The following is a 20,070-nucleotide window of genomic DNA, read 5'->3' on the forward strand; positions in this document are numbered from 1 at the left end:
GCTGCAGACGCCCGCCCCGGTGCGCAGCGGTTCAGCCTCGATGTCCCCCGAACGGGTGGTGCCGCGCCCCGGAGCGGGACGCGGCACCACCGGCTCAGGAGACCGTGGCCAGCTCGCGCGGGGTGTTGTTGAACCGCCGCCCGCCGTCCCCGGTGACGGTGACGATGTCCTCGATCCGCACCCCGAACCGGCCCGGCAGGTAGATGCCGGGCTCGATCGAGAAGCACATCCCGGGCACCAGCGGCAGCTGCTCCCCCTCCACCATGTAGGGCGGCTCGTGGGTGGTGACGCCGATGCCGTGGCCGGTGCGGTGGATGAAGTACTCGCCGTACCCGGCCTCGGTGATCACCGCCCGGGCGACCCGGTCCACCTCCTGGCAGGCGATGCCGGGGCGGACCGCCTCGAAGGCGGCCTGCTGGGCCCGCCGGACCACCTCGTGCACCTCCCGCACCTGGTCCGGCACCGAGCCGTCGGCCGAGACGTGCACGGTGCGGGTGGTGTCGGAGCCGTAGCCGTGCTTGAGGCCGCCGAAGTCCAGCACCACCGTGTCGCCCGGCTCGATCCGCCGGTCGTCGGCCTCATGGTGCGGGTTGGCGCCGTTCGGGCCGGAGCCGACCACGGTGAAGTCCACCTGGCTGTGGCCGTGCGCCAGCAGCAGCGCGGCCAGGTCGGCGGCCACCTCGCGCTCGGTCCGGCCGGCGAACCGCATCTCGAGGATCTCCTCGTAGGCGGCGTCGGCCGCCGCCCCGGCGGCCGCCAGCCGGTCCAGCTCGCCGGCGTCCTTCACCGCCCGCAGCATCGGCAGCGCCTCGGTCAGCGAGCGGTAGCGGCTGTCCGGCAGCTCCTGCTGCAGCCCGAGCAGGTGCATCGCCCAGGCGGAGTCGGAGATCCCGTACCGGCCCTGCGGGTCCAGCCGCTCGGCGGGCAGCCGGTACGGGTTGTCGCCGTCTGCCCAGTCGGCCATCCGCAGCGCCCCGGCCCCGGCGGCCCGCTCGGCGTCCGGGCGCTCCAGCCGGGGCACCACCAGCAGCGGGTCGGCGTTGGGGGTGACGAGCAGGGCGGTCAGCCGCTCGGTGACCGCGGTCGGCTGGTACCCCGTCAGGTAGACCAGGTCGGGGCCGGGGGTGACGACCAGTCCGGCCAGCCCGGCGGCCCGGGCGGACTCGGCGGCCCGGCGGATCCGGGCGGTGTACTCCTCGACGGTGAACGGCTCGGTCATGCGGGTGGCTCCCCTGGTGAGGTCGGCGCCGGGTTGGCGGCGTAGTGCTGCAGGAACAGTGCTTCGACATGGGCCATGTGCTCGATCTCGCCCGGGTCGACCCTCTCGTTCGGGGCGTGGATCAGGCAACGGGGTTCTTCGACGCCCGTCAGCACGATCTCCGCCTCGGGGTAGCTCGAGGTGGTGGCGGTGGGCCGGCCGACGGCGGCGTTGCCGGTGTCGCGGACTGGTCGCTGGGGCCACCCTTCCGGCGGGCCCCCGCCGGAAGGTCAGCCGCACTCATCCGGCGCCTCCTCGGCGGCCGCCCTCGGGCCGCGTGGCTCAACCCTCCGGTGGCCCCGGGCGCGCCGCACGCCGGCGGCGGTGATCACTGACGGGGATCACCGGTTCGGGCGATCACCATGGCAGAGTGGGGGGCATGTGCGGTCGTTTCGTCTCCACCACCACGCCGGTGGACCTGGTCGAGCTGATGGGCGAGTTGCGCTGGGACCCGGCCGAGGCCCTGGCGCCGAGCTGGAACGTGGCGCCCACCGATCCGGTGCCCGCGGTGCTGGAGCGGGTGGACCGGGAGACTGGGGAGCTGGTGCGCCGGCTGCGGCCGCTGCGCTGGGGGCTGGTGCCGTCCTGGTCCAAGGACCCGTCCGGCGGAGCGCGGATGATCAACGCGCGCTCCGAGACGGTGCACCAGAAGCCGGCCTTCCGCAAGGCCTTCGCGGCCCGCCGCTGCGTGATCCCGGCGGACGGCTACTACGAGTGGCAGCCGGTCCCGCCGGCGGACGGGCGCAAGGCGTTCAAGCAGCCGTACTTCCTCAGCACCGGCTCGGTGATGCTCTTCGCCGGGCTCTACGAGTTCTGGCGCGACCGCACCCTGCCCGAGGAGGACCCGGCGGCCTGGCTGGCCTCCGCGACCATCATCACCACCGACGCCACCGACGCGGCCGGGCGGGTGCACGACCGGATGCCGCTGACCATCGCACCGCGCGACCTGTCGGCCTGGCTGGACCCGGCGCTCGCCGACCCGGCCGAGCTGCACCACCTGCTGCACTCGCCGGCCGAGGACGCGCTGACGGTGCGCGCGGTGGCGACGGCGGTGAACAGCGTCCGCTCCGACGGGCCGCAGCTGCTGGAGCAGGTGCCGGATCCGCTGGGCCTGGCGGACTGACAGCCCCGCTCAGGGCTTGCGGGCCACCGCCGCGAAGCCGGAGACCTCGGCGTCGCTGACGCTGGACGGCGGCGTGTCGGGCCGCCAGCGCTGGACGGCGACCAGGCCCGGGTCGAGCAGCTGCCAGCCGTCGAAGAACCGGGCGATCTCGGCCCGGCCGCGCATTCGCACCGGCGTGCCGGCGGCCGCGTAGACCTGGATCACCCGCTCGGTCTCCGCGGGGGCGAACTCGGTGGTGCCGTGGCTGATCGCCAGCGTGCTGCCGGACGGCAGCACCTCCTTGAAGTGCTCGACGATCGCGCGCGCCTGCTCCTCGCCGGGCACGAAGTGCAGCAGCGCGTTGAGGCTGAGCGCGACCGGCCGGCCGAGGTCCAGGGTGCTCCGGACCTCCTCCGAGGCGAGGATCCGCTCCGGGTCGGTGGCGTCGGCCTGGAGGTAGGCGGTGCGGCCGGCCGCGGCGGAGCGCAGCAGCGCCTGGGCGTGGGCGAGCACCACCGGGTCGTTGTCGGTGTAGACCACCCGGGCCCGCGGGTTGGCCTGCTGGGCCAGCTCGTGCAGGTTGGGGCTGGTGGGGATGCCGGTGCCGATGTCCAGGAACTGGTCCAGGCCGAGCCCGGCCAGTGCCCGGACCGAGCGGTGCATGAAGGCGCGGTACTCCCGGGCCGCGGTGCGGGCCCACGGGAAGACCGCCATCGCCTGCCCGGCCGCCTCCCGGTCGGCGGCGAAGTTGGTCGTGCCGCCCAGGAAGTAGTCGTACATCCGCGCCGAGTGCGCCCGGTGCAGCTGCAGGTCGACCTCGTCCGACTCCTCGGTGCGCCCCACCGCTCCCCCATCTGTCCATCCACGCCACGCCGTTGACACTGTAGTCATACTATGACGTTCAGTCAGCTTTTCGTCGTGGCTTTGCACGGCGGGCCCGCCCATGCGCTTGCATGTCTCACATGACGATCGACCGGGACGCCCCGGCCCGCACGGGCTCGGGCGTCGGAAGGCGGACCATGAACGACAACAGCGGCTTCGCCCCGGACGGAGCCCGCCTGAAGCTGACCTTCGACGCGTTCTGCCGGACCCATGAGCGGGCCTGGACCGGGTTCGCCCGCACCCAGGTCGGCACCGGGCAGGACAGCGCCGCGCTGGTGGTGGGCGCGATGAAGGAGCACCTGCGCGGCAACTGGGCGCTGGCGCTGCGCCAGGAGATACCGGCCGCCTACGCCTGGCGCCTGTTGAAGGAGCACATCGCCACCTGGCTGGCCGCGCAGAGCCAGCCCGCCGCGCTGCAGACCGCGGCGATGGACGCGGTGATCGGCCACTTCTGCCGGCAGGCCCGGTGGAGCCTGGAGAACTTACCGGAGCAGATCGGCCTGCTCACGGCGATCCTCGACCTCCCGGAACGGCAGCGCGACATCATGGTCCTCAGCTACTGCCTGGACCTGGACGACGACGAGGCCGCCGCCTTCCTCGGCACCCCGGCCGCCACCCTGCGCTCCAACCGCCGGCACGCCCGGCGCCGGCTGGCCCGCGCCATCGGCCGGCCCGACCTGGCCGAGCGGGAGGAGCGATGAGCCGGCCCTCCGGGCCCGATCCGCACCTGCTCCCCTGGCTGGACGGCCAGGGCGGCGCCCGGGCGGCCGAACAGGGCTCGCCACCCCGGGTGCCCGAGCAGCAGGTCCGGGTCTACACCTGCACCCCGGCCGCCGCGCCCGCCCAGGCCGCCCGCCGGATGACCGCGGCGCCCGCGCCGTTCCCCTCCGAGCACGAGCAGGCCGCGCACGAACTCGACCTGGCCATCGCGCTGGTGCTCAACTCCCCGCAGGCCGGCGGCTCGCTGCGGCGGCTCGCCGAGACCGAGCGGATCCACCCCGAGGGGGCGCTGGTCTTCGCCTGCCTGCTGGCGCTCACCGGGCGGGACGAGGCCGCGCAGTTCTGGTGGCAGTTCGCGGCCGGCTCGGGCAGCCACACCGCCGCCTACCTGCTGCACCTGCACCACCTGCGGCTGGGCGAGCCGCGCGACGCGGCCTACTGGCGGGCGCAGTCCGAGCAGCTGGCCGGCCCGCCGCGGCCGCGCCGGGCGGTGCCGGGCGCGCCGCTGCTGCCGGACGCGGTGCGGCACGAGCTGCTGGCGCGCTGCCACGAGGGGCTGGGCGCGCGGCTGCCGCTGGCGGTGGAGGCGGCGCTGAACCGGCTGGGGGTCAGCGCGCCGGACGAGGACTTCGGCGAGGTCCCCCGGCCGTCCCGCTCGCTCGCCGAGGAGCTGTCCGCCTCCTGAGGATCCGACAGGAGGCGGCTCCCCGGGAGGCTCAGCGGCCGTTCAGGCTCCGGCCCAGGGCGGCGGTCAGGCTGCCGTCGCTGGTGTCGCCGTCCATCGACCAGACGAAGGTGCCGCGCAGGTTCTTCGCCCGGATGTACTGGCCCTTGATCCAGACCGAGGCCGGGTCGTCGTAGCTGGAGAAGGTGCCGGTGGCCGGGTCGTACTTGTAGGGCTCGGCGGCCAGCGGGTCCCAGTGGGTCTGGCCGGGGGCGGTGACCACCTGGTTGTAGTTCGGGGTGCCGGCCACGCCCGCGGTGGCGGGCTGGAACAGGCCGTCGCCGTTCGGGCCGGGGGTGACGCCGGTCCACTCGTGGGCGTAGTACGGGATGGCCAGGCCGATCTGCTCCGGGCGGACGCCCTGCTTCTCGTAGTAGTCCACGGCCTGGTCGACGGTGTACCGGTTGTTCGCCGGGTTGGGGTCGCGCGGGTCCTGGAACAGCGCGGAGGAGAAGTCGGTCGGGCCGGCCGGCTCCCAGCTGCCGTGGTAGTCGAAGGTCATGACGTTGAACCAGTCGACCGCCTTGGCGATCTTCGGCAGCTCCAGCTTGGCGGCGAAGGCCGGGTTGGCGGAGGTGTTCGCGGTCAGCAGGTAGTGGGTGCCGGTGGCCGCGCCGGCCTGGTTGAGCTGGTGCCGGAACTCCTGCATCAGCGCGGTGAAGTCGGGGGTGTCCTGCGGGCCGTACGGGTTGCCGTTGCCGGGCTCGCCCGGGTACTCCCAGTCCACCGCGAAGCCGTCGAAGATGCCCGCGGCCGCGCCGGCCGGCAGGCCCGGCAGGTTGCCCTTGACGAACTGGTCGATGCAGGAGGCGACGAAGTTCTGCCGGCCCTGCTGGGTCGCCGCGAGCTGGGAGAACTGGCCGGACCAGGACCAGCCGCCGATCGACATCACGACCTTGAGCTTGGGGTACGCGGCCTTCAGCTCGCGCAGCTGGTTGAAGTTGCCGAGCAGCGCCTGGCCGGCCGCGTCGGCCTGGCCGCTGACCGACTCGGCGGCGGAGAACGGGCGCTGGTAGTCGGCCCAGCTGTCGCCGCTGCTGCACAGGCCGGCGGCCGAGATGTCGCTGAACGCGTAGTCCAGCTCGGTGAGGTGGTCGATCTCGCCGGTGGTGATCAGGTTCTTCTCCATGAAGCCGGAGTAGATCCCCCACTGGGTGAAGTAACCGGTCAGCTCCTTCTGGCCGCCGCGGTGGTCGGGGGCGGCGCTGGCGCTCGCCGGGGCCGCGCCGAGCAGGGCGACGGCGCAGCAGGCGGCGGCCGCGGTGGTGGCGGCTCTGCGCAGCAGGGCGGAGCGCGGGGCGGCGGGGCTGTTCGCGGGCATGGGAGTCTCCTCGGCGGGCGCCGCGCACGGCAGCGGCGGTGGGGGAGGTGCTGGGGACTGTGCGGCCGGATCGGGCGCGAGCATGCGGACGGTCCATTGGTTTGGACCAATGAGAGGGAAGGTATAGTCCAATGCCCGCGTGGTCAATGGTTCGGCCGCCCGCCCGCCGCCTGACGCCCGGTCAGCCTTACGCCCCCGATCCGGCGTCCGGCGCGCCGCCACCGCTCCGTCCGCCCCGGAGCCCGTCAGGGCAGGTCGTACCAGGAGAAGGCGGCGATCCGCCAACCCTCGGGGGTGCGGACGAACTGGAAGGTCTTGTGGCCGCCGCCCTCGTAGGGTTCGCCCTCCAGCAGCCCGGCCTTGCGGTACTCGCCGAACCGGCTGGCGATGTCCCCGGCGATCTCGGTCCGCTCCGAGGTCTCCCACTCGGCGAAGCCGGTCAGCCGGCCGTCCGAGAGCAGCGCCTCCCGCGGCACGACGAACTCCTCCACCGTGTAAGCCCGGTAGTTCTCGCCGGTGGTGACGATCACCCCGCCGGGCAGCATCAGCCGCCGCAGTCGCGCCACGTCGGCCGGGCCGCCGTGCCGGTTGTCGAAGGCCCCGAAGAAGTCGGCGGTCAGCCGGTCGAGCTCCGCCTTGTCGATCTCGCTGGTCTGCATGCCGGGACGGTAACAGCTCCCCCGCGGGCTGTCCGCCCCCTGGACAGCCGGGCGCCGATGGCCCACGCTTCATCGGCATGACCGCTGCTGCCCCTGCCCCCGAGCGGGTGCCGGACCGCCTCACGGCCGCCAACACCCGAATCGCCTCAGCCATAGCCCAGTTGCTGCGCGAAGGCGCCGATCCCGCCCGCCCGGTGCCCCGCTCGACCTGGACGGTGGGCGAGGCGGCGGCCCACCTCGCGATGGCCAACCGGCTGATGGCCGAGCTCGCCGCCGGGGTGCCGCGCCCGTACGGCGATGGCACGCCGGACGGGCTTGCGGCGGCCAACGAGGAGTCGCTGCGCGCCTTCCCCGAGCGCGACCCGGTCCGGCTGGCGGCGATGATCGAGGAGCAGGCGGCGGCCTTCGCGGCCGCCGTGGCCGGGCGCGGCGCCGACGAGCGGGTGCAGGCGCCGATGGGGCCGATGGACCTGGCCACCCTGGGCAGCTACCTGCTGGTGCACCAGCTCGGCCACGGCTACGACCTGGCCCGGGCGCTGGGCCGGCCGCACATGGTGGACCGCGAGGCGGCCGAGCTGTCGCTGCCGTTCCTGCTCACCGCGATGCCCCGGGTGGTGGACCGGCGGGCCGCGGCCGGGCTGCGGGCCCGGTTCACCGTGGTGCTGCGCGGCGGCCCCCGGTTCGGGGTGACGCTGGCGGACGGCGTGGCGGAGGTGACCGGGCAGCCGCTGCCGGGGGCGGACTGCGGGATCAGCTGCGAGCCGGTGGCCTTCCTGCTGCTGGCGCTGGGCCGGATGACGCCGGCCCAGGCCCTGCTGCGCGGACGGACGCTGGCCTGGGGCCGCCGGCCGTGGCTGGCGATGTCCTTCCCGCGCTACTTCCGCGCGCCCTGACGGACGCCCTGACGCAGGCCCTGACGGACGCCCTGACGCAGGGTCAGAGCGCGGAGGCGGTGGTGTCGCCGTTCAGCGCCGCCAGCCGGGCCTTGCCGGCGGCGGTGTCGATCACCTCGTCCAACACGCCGCGGGCCCGGCGCAGTTCGGCTATCTGGGCGTCGATCCGGTCCCGCTCGGCGCGCAGCGCCTCGGTCAGCCGGTGCGTGGTGCGCTCGTTCGGTCCGCCGTCGGAGTCCCGCATACAGGGCAGCAGCTCGACGATCCGCTTGCTGTGCAGGCCGGCCGCGAACAGCTCCTGGATCAGCACCACCCGGTCCACCGCCTCCTCCGGGTAGTCCCGGTGGCCGCCCAGGGTGCGGTCGGCGGTGAGCAGTCCCTGCTCCTCGTAGTAGCGCAGCGAGCGCTCGCTGACCCCGGTGCGCCGCCCCAGTTCGCCGATCCGCATGCCGCTCCCACCCGCTCCCCGGCCGAACGCCTGAACCCGGTTCCGATGGTAGCCCGTACGGCCTTCGCATGATGACGAGCCGGGCGCGCTGCGGCTGCCGGACCGCCCGGCGACGGCCCCGACGACCCGCAGCCGGGCCGGGGCCGCGGCCCGGCTGGGCCGGGAATACCCCGGGCGGTGTATTGTTGAATCGTAAACAACACCGACCAAGGAGGGCCCGATGGCTTCCGTCCTGGACATCCGCCGCGCCGAGGAGCGCTTCCACACCGAGAACCGCTGGCTCGACTCCCGCCACTCCTTCTCCTTCTCCCGGCACTGGGACCCGGAGAACACCCACTTCGGCCTGCTGCTGGTCTCCAACGACGACGTGGTCGCCCCGGGCACCGGCTTCGACACCCACCCGCACCGCGACATGGAGATCGTCACCTGGGTGCTGGAGGGCGCCCTGGTACACCAGGACTCCGAGGGCCACAACGGGATCATCTACCCGGGCCTGGCCCAGCGGATGAGCGCGGGCGCCGGCATCCTGCACAGCGAGAAGAACGACTCCTGGACCATCGACGGCGGCCCGCAGCACAGCAACCCGGTGCACTTCCTCCAGATGTGGACCATCCCGGACGCGGCCGGCATCCAGCCCGGCTACGAGCAGCTCGACATCAACGAGGAGCTGGCCCGCGGCGGCTGGGTGACGCTGGCCTCCGGCATGCCGGGGCACGCCAGCCAGCGCGCCATCTCGATCCGGCAGAAGCACGCCGCGCTGCACGTCACCCGGATCCGTCCGGGCGAGACCCTGGAGCTGGCCACCGCGCCGTTCGTCTACCTCTTCGTCGCCCGCGGCAGCGCGGAGCTGGAGGGGGCAGGCCAGCTGGCCACCGGCGACGCCGTCCGGATCAAGGGCTCCGAGGGCCAGCGCGTCACCGGCGGGCCGGACGGCGCCGAGCTGCTGCAGTGGGAGATGACGGCGGCCGCCGCCGTCCAGTGAGCCCGGCGCGCCGCCGCCCCGACCGGGGCGGCGGCGCCGACGAACGGAATCGATCCGCCGATGTCCGACCACCCCGCCGCTCCCCCGCCCGGCCCCCGGTTCCGCCGGGCCGACACCGGGCGGGTGGAGGCGTTCAGCGACGGCGTCTTCGCCATCGCGATCACCATCCTGGTGCTGGATCTGCACCCGCCGGAGCACCCGCCGGGCGGCCTGGCGCACGCGCTGCTGGAGCAGTGGCCGGCCTACCTGGGCTACCTCACCTCCTTCGGCTACATCGGGGTGATCTGGCTCAACCACCACCAGGCCTTCACCCGGCTGCGCTACACCGACGGCGGCCTGCACGCGGCCAACCTGGCGCTGCTCTTCACCACGGCCGCGCTGCCGTTCCCGACCGCCGTGCTCTCCACCGCCTTCCAGCACTCGTTCACCGACGCGGACGCCCGCACCGCGGTGCTGCTCTACGCGGTGGTGGCGGCCGCGATGTGCCTCAGCTGGTACGTCCTCTTCCGCCACCTGGACCGCACGCCCGCCCTGCACGCGGCGCACATGGAGCCGGCCTTCCCCCGGCACGGCACGGTCCGCTCGGCGGCGGGCGTGGCCGGCTACCTGGCCGCCGGGCTGCTCGGCTGGGCGGTGCACCCGGCGATCGCCGCGGTGGTCTTCCTGCTGCTGCCCGCCTTCTACGGCCTGACCACGGAGGGCCTGGTCCGGCGGCGGCCGGTCCGGACGGGCAGCGGGTGACGAGCCCGGAGGCTCCACCGACCCGCCGTCAGACCCGGTACGGCGGTCTTCGGCGCTCGCGAAATACCGCGCCGTCCCCGTCGGTTCTCCGCCATGATCGGGAACCGCACCCCGGACGCTCCGCAGAGAGCCGAGAGAACTGATGAAGATCGCCGTACTGGGCACGGGCGAGGTCGGCCGCACCCTCGCCACCCGCCTCGCCGGCCTGGGCCACCAGGTCACCATGGGCTCGCGCACCGCCGACAACCGCGAGGCGGCCGACTGGGCGGCCGCGAACGGCGGTGCGCACGGCACCTTCGCCACCGCGGCCGCCGAGGCCGAGCTGGTGGTCAACGCCACCGCCGGCCAGCACGCCCTCGCCGCCCTGACCGCGGCGGGGGCCGAGCACCTGGGCGGGAAGACCGTCATCGACGTCTCCAACGCGCTCGACTTCTCGGCCGGCTTCCCGCCCAAGGTGCTGGTGCCGGCCGAGGGCAGCGTCGCCGAGCAGCTGCAGGCGGCCTTCCCCGAGGCCCGGATCGTCAAGACCCTGAACACCGTCAACAACCCCGTGATGGTCGCGCCCGAGCAGGTCCCCGGCCCGCACGTGGTCTTCCTCAGCGGCGAGGACGCCACCGCCAAGCAGCGGGCCGCCGAGCTGCTGCGCTCCTTCGGCTGGGGTGCCGGGCAGATCGTCGACCTGGGCGGGGTGGCCACCGCCCGCGGCACCGAGGCGTACATGAACCTCTGGCTGCCGCTCTACGCCAAGGTGGGCCACGGGGCGTTCAACATCACCCTGGCCTCCGCCTGACGGAGCGGGCGAGCGGCCAGCGGCGAGCGGCCAGCGGGCGCGGCGCGGCGGACCGCCCCTGTCCGGTGTGCCTACGATATATCCGATCATGCGAACTGACGGCCCGTCTGCGAGGCGGGGCCGGCTCTGAACGAACGACCCGCCCAAACGGCGGCTCGCGCTCCGCATCCCGCACCCACTTCGCACCGTGAAACACGTTGCGGTGTCGGCCACTTGTGGCAAAGTACTGCACTATGACCGACAGGTGCATGATCACCCGGGAGTATTGGGATCCTGCGCATCCTGTGCTGGAGCTGCTGCGCGCCCGGCGGGACTCCGGCAGTCTGCCGGGCGAGCGCACGGACGGCGCGCGACTGGCACTGGCCGTCGAGGGCGGCGGGATGCGCGGGGTGGTGTCCGCGGCGATGCTCAACCAGCTGGACGACTACGGCTTCAAGAACGCCTTCGACGTGGTGTACGGCTGCTCGGCGGGCGGGATCAACGCCGCCTACTTCCTCGCCGGGGAGACCTGGTACCCGCTGTCGATTTACTACGACGATCTGACTACACGTCAGTTTATCGACTTCGGGCGGGCTTTGAAGCGGCAGCCGATCCTCAACCTGGACTACTCCTTCGACCACGTGATGGAGCGGGTCAAGCCGCTGGACTACCAGGCGGTGGTCGACTCGCCGATCCCGCTGGCCGTCCCGGTGACCGACGTGGACGCGCTGGCCACCGTGGTGCTGCGCGACTTCGCCTCCGCCGCCGAGCTCAAGGGCGCACTCCGGGCCTCTGCCTGGCTGCCCGTCGCGCTCCCGGGCACCATGCGCACGCCCGACGGCCGCCGCGCGGTGGACGGCGGCGTGCTCACCGCGCTGCCGTTCCGGCTCGCGCTGGACGACGGCTGCACCCACGTGCTCTCGCTCTCCACCCGGCCGATGACCGACAACCCGGGCGCGGGCGGCATCTCGCTGGTGCACCGCTACACCCGGCTGCACCTGGAGCGGCTGCGCACCGGGCTCGGCGACGGCTACCTGGCGGCGATCCGTCAGAAGCGCCGGGACCAGGAGTGGTTGCGCGCCGAGCGGCTGCGGCCCAACGCGGTCGGCCCGCAGGTGCTGGATCTCGCCCCGCTGCCCTGGATGACCGAGCTCAAGCGGCACGAGACCGACCGCCACCTGGTGCTGGAGCACGCCCGGATGGCGTACGAGACGGCCTTCTGCGTGCTGGAGGGCCGGCCCGCCGCCGACCTCGCCGCGGGCCGGATACATGCCGTACCGAGACTGACGGTGGTGGAGAGCGCGCATGGTGTCCCAAGGACCGACGCTCGAACCGGTACTCGCGGCGCTGCGCGGGTTGACGGGGCATAGCGAGGCCGACACCGTCCGGCTGCGCTCCACGCTGCTCCTGCCGTCCGCCACCGGGCCGGCCGAGCACGCCCGGCAGCGCACCCGCCGGCTGGCGGCCTGGCGGCGGGTGCTGCAGGAGATACCGGTGGACGAGCGGTCCTTCGACAACCGGTTCGGGCTCGACTCGCGCGCCGACACCGTCGCCGTCCTCACCGCCTGGTGCGCCGGCTACCAGGAGCTGGCGGACGATCGCAAGCGGGCGCTGGCCGAGCTGTTCGGGTTCACCGGGCTCTTCCTGCTGACCCTGCTGGGCCTGGCCGAGTCCGAGGCCCAGCGCTCCGTCACGGTGACCGCCGCCGGTGCGGGCCACGGCACCGGCGCGCTCACCCACGACTGTCCGGCGGTCTGCGGGACGCTCACCGCCCAGCCGGCCGTGGCCCGCACCATCGGCGCCGTCTACCGCCCCGAGCCCGATGCCGCCGATCCGGCGCCGGCCCGGGAGTGGCAGGCGATCGAGCCGGACCTGCGCTTCCACCGGCACGGCAGCACCTCGATGATCCTGCACGGCCGCACCTCGGGCCCGGTGCACGGCGCCCAGCCGGACTTCGCGCTGAAGCTGATCCTCTATCCGTTCACCCGGATCGAGACCCTGGTCCGGGCGACCCGCGAGTACGCGCGGACCTACGGCTCGACCACCCCGGGGGTGCGCCACCTGGTACGGGTCTGGGCCAGCTCGGACACCTGGATCATGATGGACTTCGTCGAGGGCCGCACCCTCGCCGAGCTGGTCCGCGCGGAGGCCGCCGACCGCCACCCCGGCGACCACCGGCTGGACCTGGACCGGCTGCGCGAGCGGGCCGTGAAGCTCTTCGACGCGCTGGCCGAGCTCCAGCAGGTCGCCGCGGACAACCCGCTGCACCGGGGCCTCGGCGGGGTGCACGCCGACCTATCGCCGTCCAACATCATCGTCTCCGGCGCCGACGGCACCTTCCGGCTGGTCGACCTGGGCCGCAACTACCTCTACACCCACACCATCACCGGCAACACCGGCGCCGACTCCTCCTACATCGCCCCGGAGGTGCGCGCCGGCGACAGCGACATCCGCCGGGCCGACCTCTACTCGCTGGGCCGGCTGCTGATGCTGCTCGGCACCGGAGTGGAGCACACCGAGCGGGTGGTCTCGGACATCTTCTACATGCGCGCGCCGCAGCTGGCCCGGTTCCTGGAGGACCTGATCGACGCCGCCCCGGCCCGGCGGCTGCTGATCTTCGCCGACCAGGCCCCGCCCGACTTCTCCTACCAGCGGCTGAAGGAGAGTTTCGTCGCCGAACTTGAGCTGGTCCGCGCGGCCGAGCGGGACGGCGGCGAACTGCGGGTGGAGACCGGCTGGCGGGCGCTGCGCGAGCTGGCCCGGCCGCTGGCCGGCGATCCGGGCCGGGAGTGGCGGCTGTGGCGGACCCGCCGGCGCCGCGGCCCCTCCGGCACGCCGGACAGCCGCCAGCCGTTCACCAACTGGCTGCTCGCCTGGTCGCTGCTCTCCGCGCTGATCTGGGCGCTCACCAACTCGGTCGTGCTGACCTGGCTGCTGCGCGACCTGGACCTCTCCTGGGGCAACCGGCTGGTCGAGCTGGCCCAGCACCTCGGCCACGACCCCGACGGCATCCCGATCGTCGACTCCTGGCGGCACGCCGACTACCGGATGCCGGACTGGCGGGCCAACCTGCCGGCCCGGATGATCGGGCTCTCCTACGCCATCGCCGCACCGAAGTACTACCAGATGCTCTTCTCCGGGCTGACGCCGCTGGCGATCGGCCGCCGGGCCGGCGGGCTGAGCTGGCTGGCGGTGGTGACCGAGGCGGCCATGCGGCTGATGGCGGTCGTCCCCTGCGGGCTGGTGCTGGCCGTCACCCTGGTCGAGCCGCGCTGGTGGCCGATCAACTCCGCCATCGGCCAGATCTTCGTCTTCCTGGCCAACTCCTCCACCCTGCTCTTCATCCGCGCCGTCAGCGCCCGCTCCCGGCGGCTCGGTCTGACCACCCTGCCGGAGGAGGACGCCAAGATCACCGGGCTCTCCGCCTTCACCCAGTGGACCCCGACCTCGGCGTTCTACGCGGTGCTGGTGCTGACCATCGGCAGCCTGCTCTACCTGCGGGTACTGCACGACTTCTACGTGTACGCGCTGGCCGTCACCGCGACCAACCTGATCCTCTTCTACGTGATCAAGTGCGGGGTGGGCGGGCCGGTGATCCGGGTCGCCATCATGCGCGCCTGCCTGACGGCCGAGCGGGTCGCCCGGGCCGGCTGACCAGCAGCCGGACCGGGCGCCCCCGGTGAGCCCGGGTCAGAACGCCGCGCCGCGGTCCTCGCTGCGCGGGTCGGCCGGCCGCTGCCCGGCGGCCAGGCCCGCCCGCGCCGCCCGGCGCCACGGACGGGCGTGCGCCACCGCCTCGGCGGCGGCCTCGTCCCCGTCGTCGAGGTCCACCACCGCGAGCGCCGGCTCGCCCTCCGCGGGGCAGCGCGCCAGCCACTCGCCGTTCGGCGCCACCACGCCGGACGGCGCGGTGGCCGCGTGCTGGGTCGGCACCGCGAGGCTGACCCAGAAGGCGTTGTTCGCGGCGTGCCCCTGGGCCTGCGCGGCGGGGCTGCCGGGGCGGACGCCGGTGGTGGAGAGCAGCACGCAGTCCACGTCCAGCGCCTCGTACTCGGCGAACAGCTCCGGGTAGTGGATCTCCATGCCGAGCAGGCAGCCGAACCGCACCCCGTCGACCTCGAAGGCCACCGGTGCGCGGCCCGGCGAGTAGAGGTAGGAGGCCTTGGTGTTCGACAGCATCCGCTCGTCGTACCGGGTCACCAGCCCACCCCGGTCGGAGAGCACGTAGAGGCTGTTGTGCGGGCGGTTCGGCGCGGTCAGCCGGTGCGGGGCGGCGATCACCGTCCACAGCCGCAGCTCGCCGGCCAGCTCGGCGATCGCGGCCAGCTCGGCCCGCGCCTCCTCCCAGCGGTAGCGGTCCCAGTCGGCCGGGCCGACCGCCTCGGGACCGTCGACGGAGAGCAGCAGCTTGTGCGGGAAGCAGAGCGCGCCCTCCGGGAAGTGCGCGATCCGGGCGCCCCGGGCGCTCGCCTCGCGCATCAGCGCGCGGACCTCGCGGCCGGCGGCGCGCAGCCCCTCGGCGTCGCGCGGGTCCTCGCGGACGGGCGTCTGCGCGACCGCGAGCCGGACGGCCGCGGGCTGCCGCGCGCCCGACCGGGCCTCGCCGGCGGACTCGGGGCGGAAGTGCCGCAGGGCGGCGGTGTAGGACTCGCCGGTCTTGGCGGCGCGGGCGCGCACCTGGCGCTTGAAGTTCCGGTGGGCAGTCATCGTGGCCTTCCACGCCCCGGGCGTCCGTTCCCCAGCAACCTCGCCCCGAGCGGGTCGGGCGGCGATGGCGGCCTGAGACTCCGGTCCCTTTGCCTCCCTTGGAGGACCGCGCTGGGGGCGGTCACGAGAGGTTGAGCGTAGGCCACGCTGCGTACCATCCTGCCGCTGCCCGCGCGCGCCCGTCAACCACCGGCGCGTCCCCGTCCCTCACCCGGACGGCGCAGCCCGGATGGCCCGCCCGGTGGCCGGTGACGCAGGGTGATGGTAGGCAGCCACCGACCGAGGGAGCCGGCCATGAGCAGCGCGCAGCAGCCCTACAACCCGCCGCAGGGCGGCACCGGAGGGGCCACCGCCGGTGGGGCGGCGGCGGCCCCATCACCACGCCAGCGCCACGGTGCGGCCGCCAGCGGCGTCCTCTTCGCGGCGGTCCTGATGCTGCTGGACGGCGTCCTGGGGATCTTCGAGGGCGTGATGGCGATCGCCAAGGACGACGTCTACACCCGGGCCGGGAACTACGTCTTCAAGTTCGACCTGACCTCCTGGGGCTGGATCCATCTGATCATCGGCGTCGTGGTGGCGGTCACCGGTCTGGGGCTGCTCAGCAGGGCGCTCTGGGCGCGGGTGCTGGGTGTGGGGATCGCGGGTCTGAGCGTGATCGCCAACTTCCTCTTCATCCCCTACCAGCCCTGGTGGTCGCTGACCCTGGTGGCGATCGGTGTCTTCGTGATCTGGTCGCTCTGCGCCTACCGGCCCGGCGACGAGCTCTGATCCGACGCCGTACCGGCCTCCCGGCCCCGTTCCGCCCGCGCGCGGAGCGGGGCCGGCGGCTGTGGCGGCTGTTGGCGGCGGGCCCAGAACGGGTGCAGCGGCCAGCGCCGTTCCTGCCCGTAGTAGGCGGCGCGGTTGCGCCGGTGGGCCTCGACCAGGACGGCGACCTGCTCGGCGTAGCGGGCGGGTGCTCCGGGGTCGCCGGCCAGCCGGGCGTGCACGGCCTCGGCGGCGGCCCGGCCGGTGTACAGGGCGGTCAGGATGCCCTGCGAGGAGAGCGGGTCGAAGGCGGCGGCCGCGTCGCCCGCCGCGGTCCACCCCTCGCCGCAGACCCGGTCCAGCCAGGAGAAGTGCGCCGGCGCCCGCCCGGCGGCAGCGAGGCGGCGCCGACCCGGGCCCGGGTGGGCCCGGTCTCGGCCAGCCGGTCCGGGAGGCCGTCGGCCCGGGCGGCCGGGAGGTCCGCGTCGGTGAAGCAGGCGAGCAGCAGCCGGCCGTCCGGCAGCGGCGCGCTGTACCACCAGCCGTCCGGCGCGGACTCGACCAGCGTGCCCTGGTCGCCCGGCCCGGCCGGCACCGCCAGGTGCAGCCCGACCAGCCGGTCCGTACCGCACCGCCGGGCGCCGCCGTACCGGGTGGCGAGGGCCGCCCGGCGGCCGGTGGCGTCGACGATCCACCGGCAGCGCACGGCTTTCGACGTACCGTCGGCTTGACCGATCAGCACCTCCCAGCCGTCCGCGACGCGTTCCGCGGACCGCACCGCACCCTCGGCGAGCACCGCGCCCCGCTCCTGCGCCGCCTGCCGCAGCCGGGCGTCGAAGAGCGCCCGGTCCAGGTGCCAGCCGGGGCCGTACGGGTCGAGCACCGAGTCCACCGCGTGCACCCGGGACGAGCCCCAGGCCGACCGGTTGCCCGGGCAGGCCAGGTGTCCCTCGCCGGGCACGGAGCCGGCCGCCCCGAGATCGCGCAGCAGCAGCCGTGCCGCGCCGGGCAGCGCCTCGCCGACCGGCGGCGGCCCGCCGGGGTGGTGCACCAGCAGCACCCCGCGCCCCCGGGCGGCGAGCGCCAGCGCGGCCGCCGCACCGGCCGGGCCGCCGCCCGCCACGAGCACCTCGTGGCGGGCGGTGCGCCGGCGGACCGTCACGCGGGTTCGCCCCGGTCCCGGCGGAACGGGTCGAGCTTGTCGAAGTACCCGACGGTGACCTCCTCGGCGGCCAGGCCGGTGAGCGAGAGCACGTCCCCGGCGGCGGCCAGCACCGCGGCGTCCTCGGCGGCGGTGGCGGCGTCCACGTGGATGGCGACCAGGTTGGCCGTGTCCGAGACGCCCTCCAGCGGGAAGCCGGGAACCGACTCGACCTGCAGCCGGTCGGGGTACCTGCCGTCCCCGACGGTGTAGGGCCGGACTTCGACGATGCCGAACTTGTACCACTCGGCGACGCCCTGGGTGAGCTGGTCGATCGGGGTGCCGTGCAGTCCGCGCAGCCAGGAGGCGCGGTTGGCGAAGGCGTCGGCGCGCTGGTCCTCGGTCGGGCGGCCGCTCTCCTTGTTGACGGTCAGGTAGTCGCGCTCGGTCAGCACGTGGTTGGGAACCCGGGCCGGCCAGAAGGTCGGCAGGAACGGGTCGTAGCGCGGCCCGAGCCCACTGCTGGACTCGTAGCCGGAGCGGCAGCTGACGCATGGCGCCGGTCCCGTGAGGACCATCGGCAGACGAACCATCGGACCGCAGGGCGCGCGGGAGCGCCCCGGGGGCGCGGGGCCCGGGGAGCCCCTTACCGGGCGGCGGCTCCTCCCGACGCTCATGTTGGCTCTTGTTTCCTTCTGTTTGAACGCGTTATAAATAGGCGCGTCATGTCACATGTTGCAGGCGCCCAGACCGCCTGCCCGGCTCCAGGGAGACCCGCCGATGCGTATCACCACCGCCACCAGCGCGGGCCGTGCGGGCACACCCAACCAGGACCTGGTGATCACCGCGCCCGACCTCGTGGTGCTGCTCGACGGCGCGGGCGGGCCCAGCGAGGACGGCGGCGGCTGCCTCCACGGCGTCCGCTGGTACGTCCGCCAGCTGGGCGGGCGGCTGACCGCCGCGCTGCTCACCCGGCCCGACCCGATCGCCCGGCTGCTCGGCGAGGCCATCGCCCAGGTGGCCGACCTGCACCGGGGCAGCTGCGACCTGCGCCACCCCGGCACCCCGTCCTCCACCGTCGCGGTGGTGCGCCAGCGCGCGGAGCAGCTGGAGTACCTGGCGCTGCACGACTCGGTGATCGTGCTCACCGGCCCGGACGACTGCCTGGCCGTCAGCGACCGGCGGGTGCGGCAGATCCCGGTGCTCCAGGAGCGGTGGAAGGAGATGACCCAGCACGCCGTCGGCACCGCCGGGCACACCGCCGCCCGGCGCGCCTACATCGCGGACGAGCTGCCGCACCGCAACACCATCGGCGGCTACTGGGTCTGCGGCGCCGATCCGCGCAGCGCCGAGCACGCGCTGACCGCGACCGTGCCGCTGGCCGGGCTGCGCTCGGTCACCCTGGCCAGCGACGGCGCCGCCGACTACGTGGACGCCTACGGGCTGACCGACTGGTCCGGCGCGATCGAGCTGCTGGACCGGTTCGGCCCCGACGGCCTGATCCGCAAGGTCCGGGCCGCCGAGGAGCGTGACCCGCTGGGCCGGCTCTGGCCCCGGTTCAAGAAGCACGACGACGCGACCGTGGCGCACTGGCGGCTGGACACCCGCTCCTGACCGCTTCGGCTTCCGCGTTGCTTCCGGCACTGCCACCGCTTCAGTGTCGCGACGCACCGTGAAGCAGCTGTGCACACCGTGCACCGGTCCGGTCACGGCGGCCCGCGCAAAGCCGTACAAGCGTGATGCCACAGGTGAGAGGGGGCTTGACGCGCCCCTGAGCCGGGGCGAAGGTGTCCCCCAGGATCTGACATGTTACGTGTGCTATTGCACAACCGTTCTGGCGGCAGACCGTCCCACGCCACCGGAAGGGCACGGGGGCGGGCCGCCGTTCAAGGGAGGGGCCCATGGAGTTGGAGCTTCGGCACCTGCGGGTGCTGTGTACGATCGCCGACACCGGGAGCGTGGGGCGGGCCGCCGCCGTCCTCGGCGCGTCGCAACCGGCCACCAGCACGCAGCTGCGGCGGATAGAACGCTACCTGGGGGCACCGCTGTTCGAGCGGACCGCCTCCGGCGTGGCCCCCACCTTCTTCGGCGTGGAGGTGCTGGCCGCCGCCCGGGACGTGCTGGCCAGGGCCGACACCCTGGGCCGGCGCCCGGTCGAGGAGGCGGCCCAGGCCGCCCGCGAGCTGCGGCTGGCGGCCACCAACTCGCCGATCCTGCCCGGCCTGCTGACCCGGATCCGACATCAGCGGCCGGACCTGCAGCTGACCGTCAGCACCATCTACCGCTCCTCGGACATCGTGCACCTGCTGGAGCAGGGCGTCATGGACGCCGCGGTCGCGGTGGACTACCCCGGCATGGAACTGGAGCACTCGGCGGCGATCCAGCACCGGGGGTTCGTCACGGAGCCGAGCTTCGTCGCCCTGCCGGCCGGCCACCACCTGCGGCACCGCACCGAGGTCGCGCTGGCCGACCTGGCCAACGAGGACTGGTTCCTGACGCCCGACGACGGCGCCGGCTGGCACAGCGTCTTCTACGGCGCCTGCGCCTCGGCCGGCTTCGCCCCGGCCACCGTCCACGACTTCCTGGGCGGCCGGATGGAGTTGCAGGAGCTGATCGCGGCCGGCCTCGGCATCTCGGTGGTGCAGGCCACCAGCCGTCCGCTGGCCGAGGTGGTGATCAAACCGCTGATCGGCACCCCCATCTGGGCCCGTTACCTGCTGGCCTGGCGGCCGGCGGCGGTCAGCGGGGACGTGGTGGAGACGCTCTTCGGCGCCGCCACCGCCGCCTACCGCGACCTGATCGCCGACTCCCCGCACTTCCAGTCCTGGGCGTCCCGCACCTACCGGGCGACCAGGCCATAACACCGACCACGACCTCCGGCCGCGACCCCCTGCCGGATGTTATGGCGGACGCGAACGATGTCATATGACCTGTGACATTGTTCTGACGTTCACCTGATGACAGGATTCACGTCAA

22 protein-coding genes are annotated in these 20,070 nt (G+C 74.0%); 12 read left to right on the top strand and 10 right to left on the bottom strand.

The genetic code is table 11. From position 1 onward, the window contains the following. Positions 1-94: 94 nt before the first annotated feature. Together ACFYNO_RS26575 and ACFYNO_RS26580 are read right to left on the bottom strand one after the other, a co-directional pair. Positions 95-1,219, bottom strand: coding sequence for an aminopeptidase P family protein (locus ACFYNO_RS26575; RefSeq protein WP_388017465.1), 1,125 nt, complete (start codon positions 1,217-1,219; stop codon positions 95-97). Beyond that, a complete protein-coding gene (locus ACFYNO_RS26580) occupies positions 1,216-1,374 on the bottom strand; it encodes a hypothetical protein (protein ID WP_388017468.1) in 159 nt (52 codons plus the stop codon). Before ACFYNO_RS26580 ends, ACFYNO_RS26575 begins: the two co-directional genes overlap by 4 nt. 263 nt (positions 1,375-1,637) lie before the next feature. On the opposite strand from ACFYNO_RS26580, the gene ACFYNO_RS26585 reads away from it, so the two are divergent. Further along, on the top strand, positions 1,638-2,381 hold the full coding sequence (locus ACFYNO_RS26585; RefSeq protein WP_388017471.1) for an SOS response-associated peptidase: 744 nt from the start codon (positions 1,638-1,640) through the stop codon (positions 2,379-2,381). A gap of 9 nt (positions 2,382-2,390) precedes the next feature. On the opposite strand, the gene ACFYNO_RS26590 is transcribed toward ACFYNO_RS26585, so the two are convergent. Continuing rightward, on the bottom strand, positions 2,391-3,251 hold the full coding sequence (locus tag ACFYNO_RS26590; protein ID WP_388017474.1) for an SAM-dependent methyltransferase: 861 nt from the start codon (positions 3,249-3,251) through the stop codon (positions 2,391-2,393). Positions 3,252-3,322: 71 nt separating this feature from the next. On the opposite strand from ACFYNO_RS26590, the gene ACFYNO_RS26595 reads away from it, so the two are divergent. Beyond that, positions 3,323-3,943 (top strand): sigma factor-like helix-turn-helix DNA-binding protein, encoded by a 621-nt coding sequence (locus ACFYNO_RS26595; protein WP_388017477.1) that lies wholly within the window; start codon positions 3,323-3,325, stop codon positions 3,941-3,943. Next, complete coding sequence (locus ACFYNO_RS26600) at positions 3,940-4,647, top strand: hypothetical protein (RefSeq protein ID WP_388017480.1); 708 nt, start codon at positions 3,940-3,942, stop codon at positions 4,645-4,647. The genes ACFYNO_RS26595 and ACFYNO_RS26600 overlap by 4 nt, the downstream gene beginning before the upstream one ends. A 31-nt stretch (positions 4,648-4,678) precedes the next feature. On the opposite strand, the gene ACFYNO_RS26605 is transcribed toward ACFYNO_RS26600, so the two are convergent. Together ACFYNO_RS26605 and ACFYNO_RS26610 are read right to left on the bottom strand one after the other, a co-directional pair. Continuing rightward, on the bottom strand, positions 4,679-6,007 hold the full coding sequence (locus ACFYNO_RS26605; RefSeq protein ID WP_388017483.1) for a glycoside hydrolase family 18 protein: 1,329 nt from the start codon (positions 6,005-6,007) through the stop codon (positions 4,679-4,681). A 245-nt stretch (positions 6,008-6,252) separates the two neighbouring features. Then, complete coding sequence (locus ACFYNO_RS26610) at positions 6,253-6,666, bottom strand: DUF4440 domain-containing protein (RefSeq protein ID WP_388017486.1); 414 nt, start codon at positions 6,664-6,666, stop codon at positions 6,253-6,255. Between the two features lie 77 nt (positions 6,667-6,743). On the opposite strand from ACFYNO_RS26610, the gene ACFYNO_RS26615 reads away from it, so the two are divergent. Next, positions 6,744-7,559, top strand: coding sequence for a maleylpyruvate isomerase family mycothiol-dependent enzyme (locus ACFYNO_RS26615; protein WP_388017489.1), 816 nt, complete (start codon positions 6,744-6,746; stop codon positions 7,557-7,559). A gap of 43 nt (positions 7,560-7,602) precedes the next feature. Here the strand turns inward: ACFYNO_RS26615 and ACFYNO_RS26620 are convergent, their stop codons facing one another. Beyond that, a complete protein-coding gene (locus ACFYNO_RS26620; RefSeq protein WP_388017492.1) occupies positions 7,603-8,007 on the bottom strand; it encodes a MerR family transcriptional regulator in 405 nt (134 codons plus the stop codon). Between the two features lie 220 nt (positions 8,008-8,227). Here ACFYNO_RS26620 and ACFYNO_RS26625 point away from each other — a divergent pair, with 220 nt between their 5' ends. The 5 genes from ACFYNO_RS26625 to ACFYNO_RS26645 all read left to right on the top strand — a co-directional run bounded on the left by ACFYNO_RS26625 (position 8,228) and on the right by ACFYNO_RS26645 (position 14,153). Then, entirely contained in the window at positions 8,228-8,989 is a 762-nt protein-coding gene (locus tag ACFYNO_RS26625; RefSeq protein ID WP_388017495.1) for a pirin family protein, read from the top strand. 60 nt (positions 8,990-9,049) lie between these two features. Continuing rightward, the gene (locus tag ACFYNO_RS26630; protein ID WP_388017498.1) at positions 9,050-9,730 is read left to right on the top strand and encodes a TMEM175 family protein; all 681 of its coding nucleotides are present in this window, start codon (positions 9,050-9,052) and stop codon (positions 9,728-9,730) included. A 142-nt stretch (positions 9,731-9,872) separates the two neighbouring features. After that, positions 9,873-10,520 carry an NADPH-dependent F420 reductase gene (locus ACFYNO_RS26635; protein WP_388017501.1) on the top strand — a complete coding sequence of 216 codons (648 nt, stop codon included), beginning with the start codon at positions 9,873-9,875 and terminating at the stop codon, positions 10,518-10,520. 233 nt (positions 10,521-10,753) lie between these two features. Further along, a complete protein-coding gene (locus ACFYNO_RS26640) occupies positions 10,754-11,869 on the top strand; it encodes a patatin-like phospholipase family protein (protein ID WP_388017504.1) in 1,116 nt (371 codons plus the stop codon). Next, positions 11,805-14,153, top strand: coding sequence for a hypothetical protein (locus ACFYNO_RS26645; RefSeq protein WP_388017507.1), 2,349 nt, complete (start codon positions 11,805-11,807; stop codon positions 14,151-14,153). Before ACFYNO_RS26640 ends, ACFYNO_RS26645 begins: the two co-directional genes overlap by 65 nt. 36 nt (positions 14,154-14,189) lie before the next feature. Here ACFYNO_RS26645 and ACFYNO_RS26650 read toward each other — a convergent pair whose 3' ends face one another. Further along, a complete protein-coding gene (locus tag ACFYNO_RS26650; protein ID WP_388017510.1) occupies positions 14,190-15,206 on the bottom strand; it encodes a carbon-nitrogen hydrolase family protein in 1,017 nt (338 codons plus the stop codon). Between the two features lie 294 nt (positions 15,207-15,500). Between ACFYNO_RS26650 and ACFYNO_RS26655 the strand changes: the two genes are divergently transcribed. Further along, the gene (locus ACFYNO_RS26655; protein WP_388017513.1) at positions 15,501-15,974 is read left to right on the top strand and encodes a hypothetical protein; all 474 of its coding nucleotides are present in this window, start codon (positions 15,501-15,503) and stop codon (positions 15,972-15,974) included. Here the strand turns inward: ACFYNO_RS26655 and ACFYNO_RS26660 are convergent. The 3 genes from ACFYNO_RS26660 to ACFYNO_RS26670 are packed head-to-tail and all read right to left on the bottom strand — an operon-like array spanning position 15,950 to position 17,672. Then, positions 15,950-16,195: a hypothetical protein gene (locus ACFYNO_RS26660; protein WP_388017516.1), complete on the bottom strand. Its 246-nt coding sequence runs from the start codon at positions 16,193-16,195 to the stop codon at positions 15,950-15,952. The genes ACFYNO_RS26655 and ACFYNO_RS26660 overlap by 25 nt on opposite strands. Before the next feature lie 35 nt (positions 16,196-16,230). Then, positions 16,231-17,115, bottom strand: a complete 885-nt coding sequence (locus tag ACFYNO_RS26665) for an NAD(P)/FAD-dependent oxidoreductase (protein WP_388017519.1) — start codon at positions 17,113-17,115, stop codon at positions 16,231-16,233. Beyond that, positions 17,112-17,672 carry a hypothetical protein gene (locus tag ACFYNO_RS26670; RefSeq protein WP_388017522.1) on the bottom strand — a complete coding sequence of 187 codons (561 nt, stop codon included), beginning with the start codon at positions 17,670-17,672 and terminating at the stop codon, positions 17,112-17,114. The genes ACFYNO_RS26665 and ACFYNO_RS26670 overlap by 4 nt, the downstream gene beginning before the upstream one ends. Positions 17,673-17,874: 202 nt before the next feature. On the opposite strand from ACFYNO_RS26670, the gene ACFYNO_RS26675 reads away from it, so the two are divergent. Next, positions 17,875-18,708 carry an integrase gene (locus ACFYNO_RS26675; RefSeq protein WP_388017525.1) on the top strand — a complete coding sequence of 278 codons (834 nt, stop codon included), beginning with the start codon at positions 17,875-17,877 and terminating at the stop codon, positions 18,706-18,708. Between the two features lie 287 nt (positions 18,709-18,995). Next, positions 18,996-19,955 (top strand): LysR family transcriptional regulator, encoded by a 960-nt coding sequence (locus ACFYNO_RS26680; RefSeq protein WP_388017528.1) that lies wholly within the window; start codon positions 18,996-18,998, stop codon positions 19,953-19,955. Positions 19,956-20,070 lie beyond the last annotated feature (115 nt).

The organism is Kitasatospora sp. NPDC006697 (genome assembly GCF_042869935.1).
GTDB lineage: Bacteria > Actinomycetota > Actinomycetes > Streptomycetales > Streptomycetaceae > Kitasatospora.

Coding starts and splice junctions, on each gene's coding strand:
- ACFYNO_RS26625 (WP_388017495.1), top strand. CDS start 8,228: ATGGCTTCCGTCCTGGACATCCGCCGCGCCGAGGAGCGCTTCCACACC.
- ACFYNO_RS26590 (WP_388017474.1), bottom strand. CDS start 3,251: ATGACTACAGTGTCAACGGCGTGGCGTGGATGGACAGATGGGGGAGCG.
- ACFYNO_RS26635 (WP_388017501.1), top strand. CDS start 9,873: ATGAAGATCGCCGTACTGGGCACGGGCGAGGTCGGCCGCACCCTCGCC.
- ACFYNO_RS26670 (WP_388017522.1), bottom strand. CDS start 17,672: ATGGTCCTCACGGGACCGGCGCCATGCGTCAGCTGCCGCTCCGGCTAC.
- ACFYNO_RS26600 (WP_388017480.1), top strand. CDS start 3,940: ATGAGCCGGCCCTCCGGGCCCGATCCGCACCTGCTCCCCTGGCTGGAC.
- ACFYNO_RS26605 (WP_388017483.1), bottom strand. CDS start 6,007: ATGCCCGCGAACAGCCCCGCCGCCCCGCGCTCCGCCCTGCTGCGCAGA.
- ACFYNO_RS26650 (WP_388017510.1), bottom strand. CDS start 15,206: ATGACTGCCCACCGGAACTTCAAGCGCCAGGTGCGCGCCCGCGCCGCC.
- ACFYNO_RS26585 (WP_388017471.1), top strand. CDS start 1,638: ATGTGCGGTCGTTTCGTCTCCACCACCACGCCGGTGGACCTGGTCGAG.
- ACFYNO_RS26575 (WP_388017465.1), bottom strand. CDS start 1,219: ATGACCGAGCCGTTCACCGTCGAGGAGTACACCGCCCGGATCCGCCGG.
- ACFYNO_RS26620 (WP_388017492.1), bottom strand. CDS start 8,007: ATGCGGATCGGCGAACTGGGGCGGCGCACCGGGGTCAGCGAGCGCTCG.
- ACFYNO_RS26615 (WP_388017489.1), top strand. CDS start 6,744: ATGACCGCTGCTGCCCCTGCCCCCGAGCGGGTGCCGGACCGCCTCACG.
- ACFYNO_RS26610 (WP_388017486.1), bottom strand. CDS start 6,666: ATGCAGACCAGCGAGATCGACAAGGCGGAGCTCGACCGGCTGACCGCC.
- ACFYNO_RS26655 (WP_388017513.1), top strand. CDS start 15,501: ATGAGCAGCGCGCAGCAGCCCTACAACCCGCCGCAGGGCGGCACCGGA.
- ACFYNO_RS26675 (WP_388017525.1), top strand. CDS start 17,875: ATGCGTATCACCACCGCCACCAGCGCGGGCCGTGCGGGCACACCCAAC.
- ACFYNO_RS26645 (WP_388017507.1), top strand. CDS start 11,805: ATGGTGTCCCAAGGACCGACGCTCGAACCGGTACTCGCGGCGCTGCGC.
- ACFYNO_RS26640 (WP_388017504.1), top strand. CDS start 10,754: ATGACCGACAGGTGCATGATCACCCGGGAGTATTGGGATCCTGCGCAT.
- ACFYNO_RS26680 (WP_388017528.1), top strand. CDS start 18,996: ATGGAGTTGGAGCTTCGGCACCTGCGGGTGCTGTGTACGATCGCCGAC.
- ACFYNO_RS26595 (WP_388017477.1), top strand. CDS start 3,323: ATGACGATCGACCGGGACGCCCCGGCCCGCACGGGCTCGGGCGTCGGA.
- ACFYNO_RS26630 (WP_388017498.1), top strand. CDS start 9,050: ATGTCCGACCACCCCGCCGCTCCCCCGCCCGGCCCCCGGTTCCGCCGG.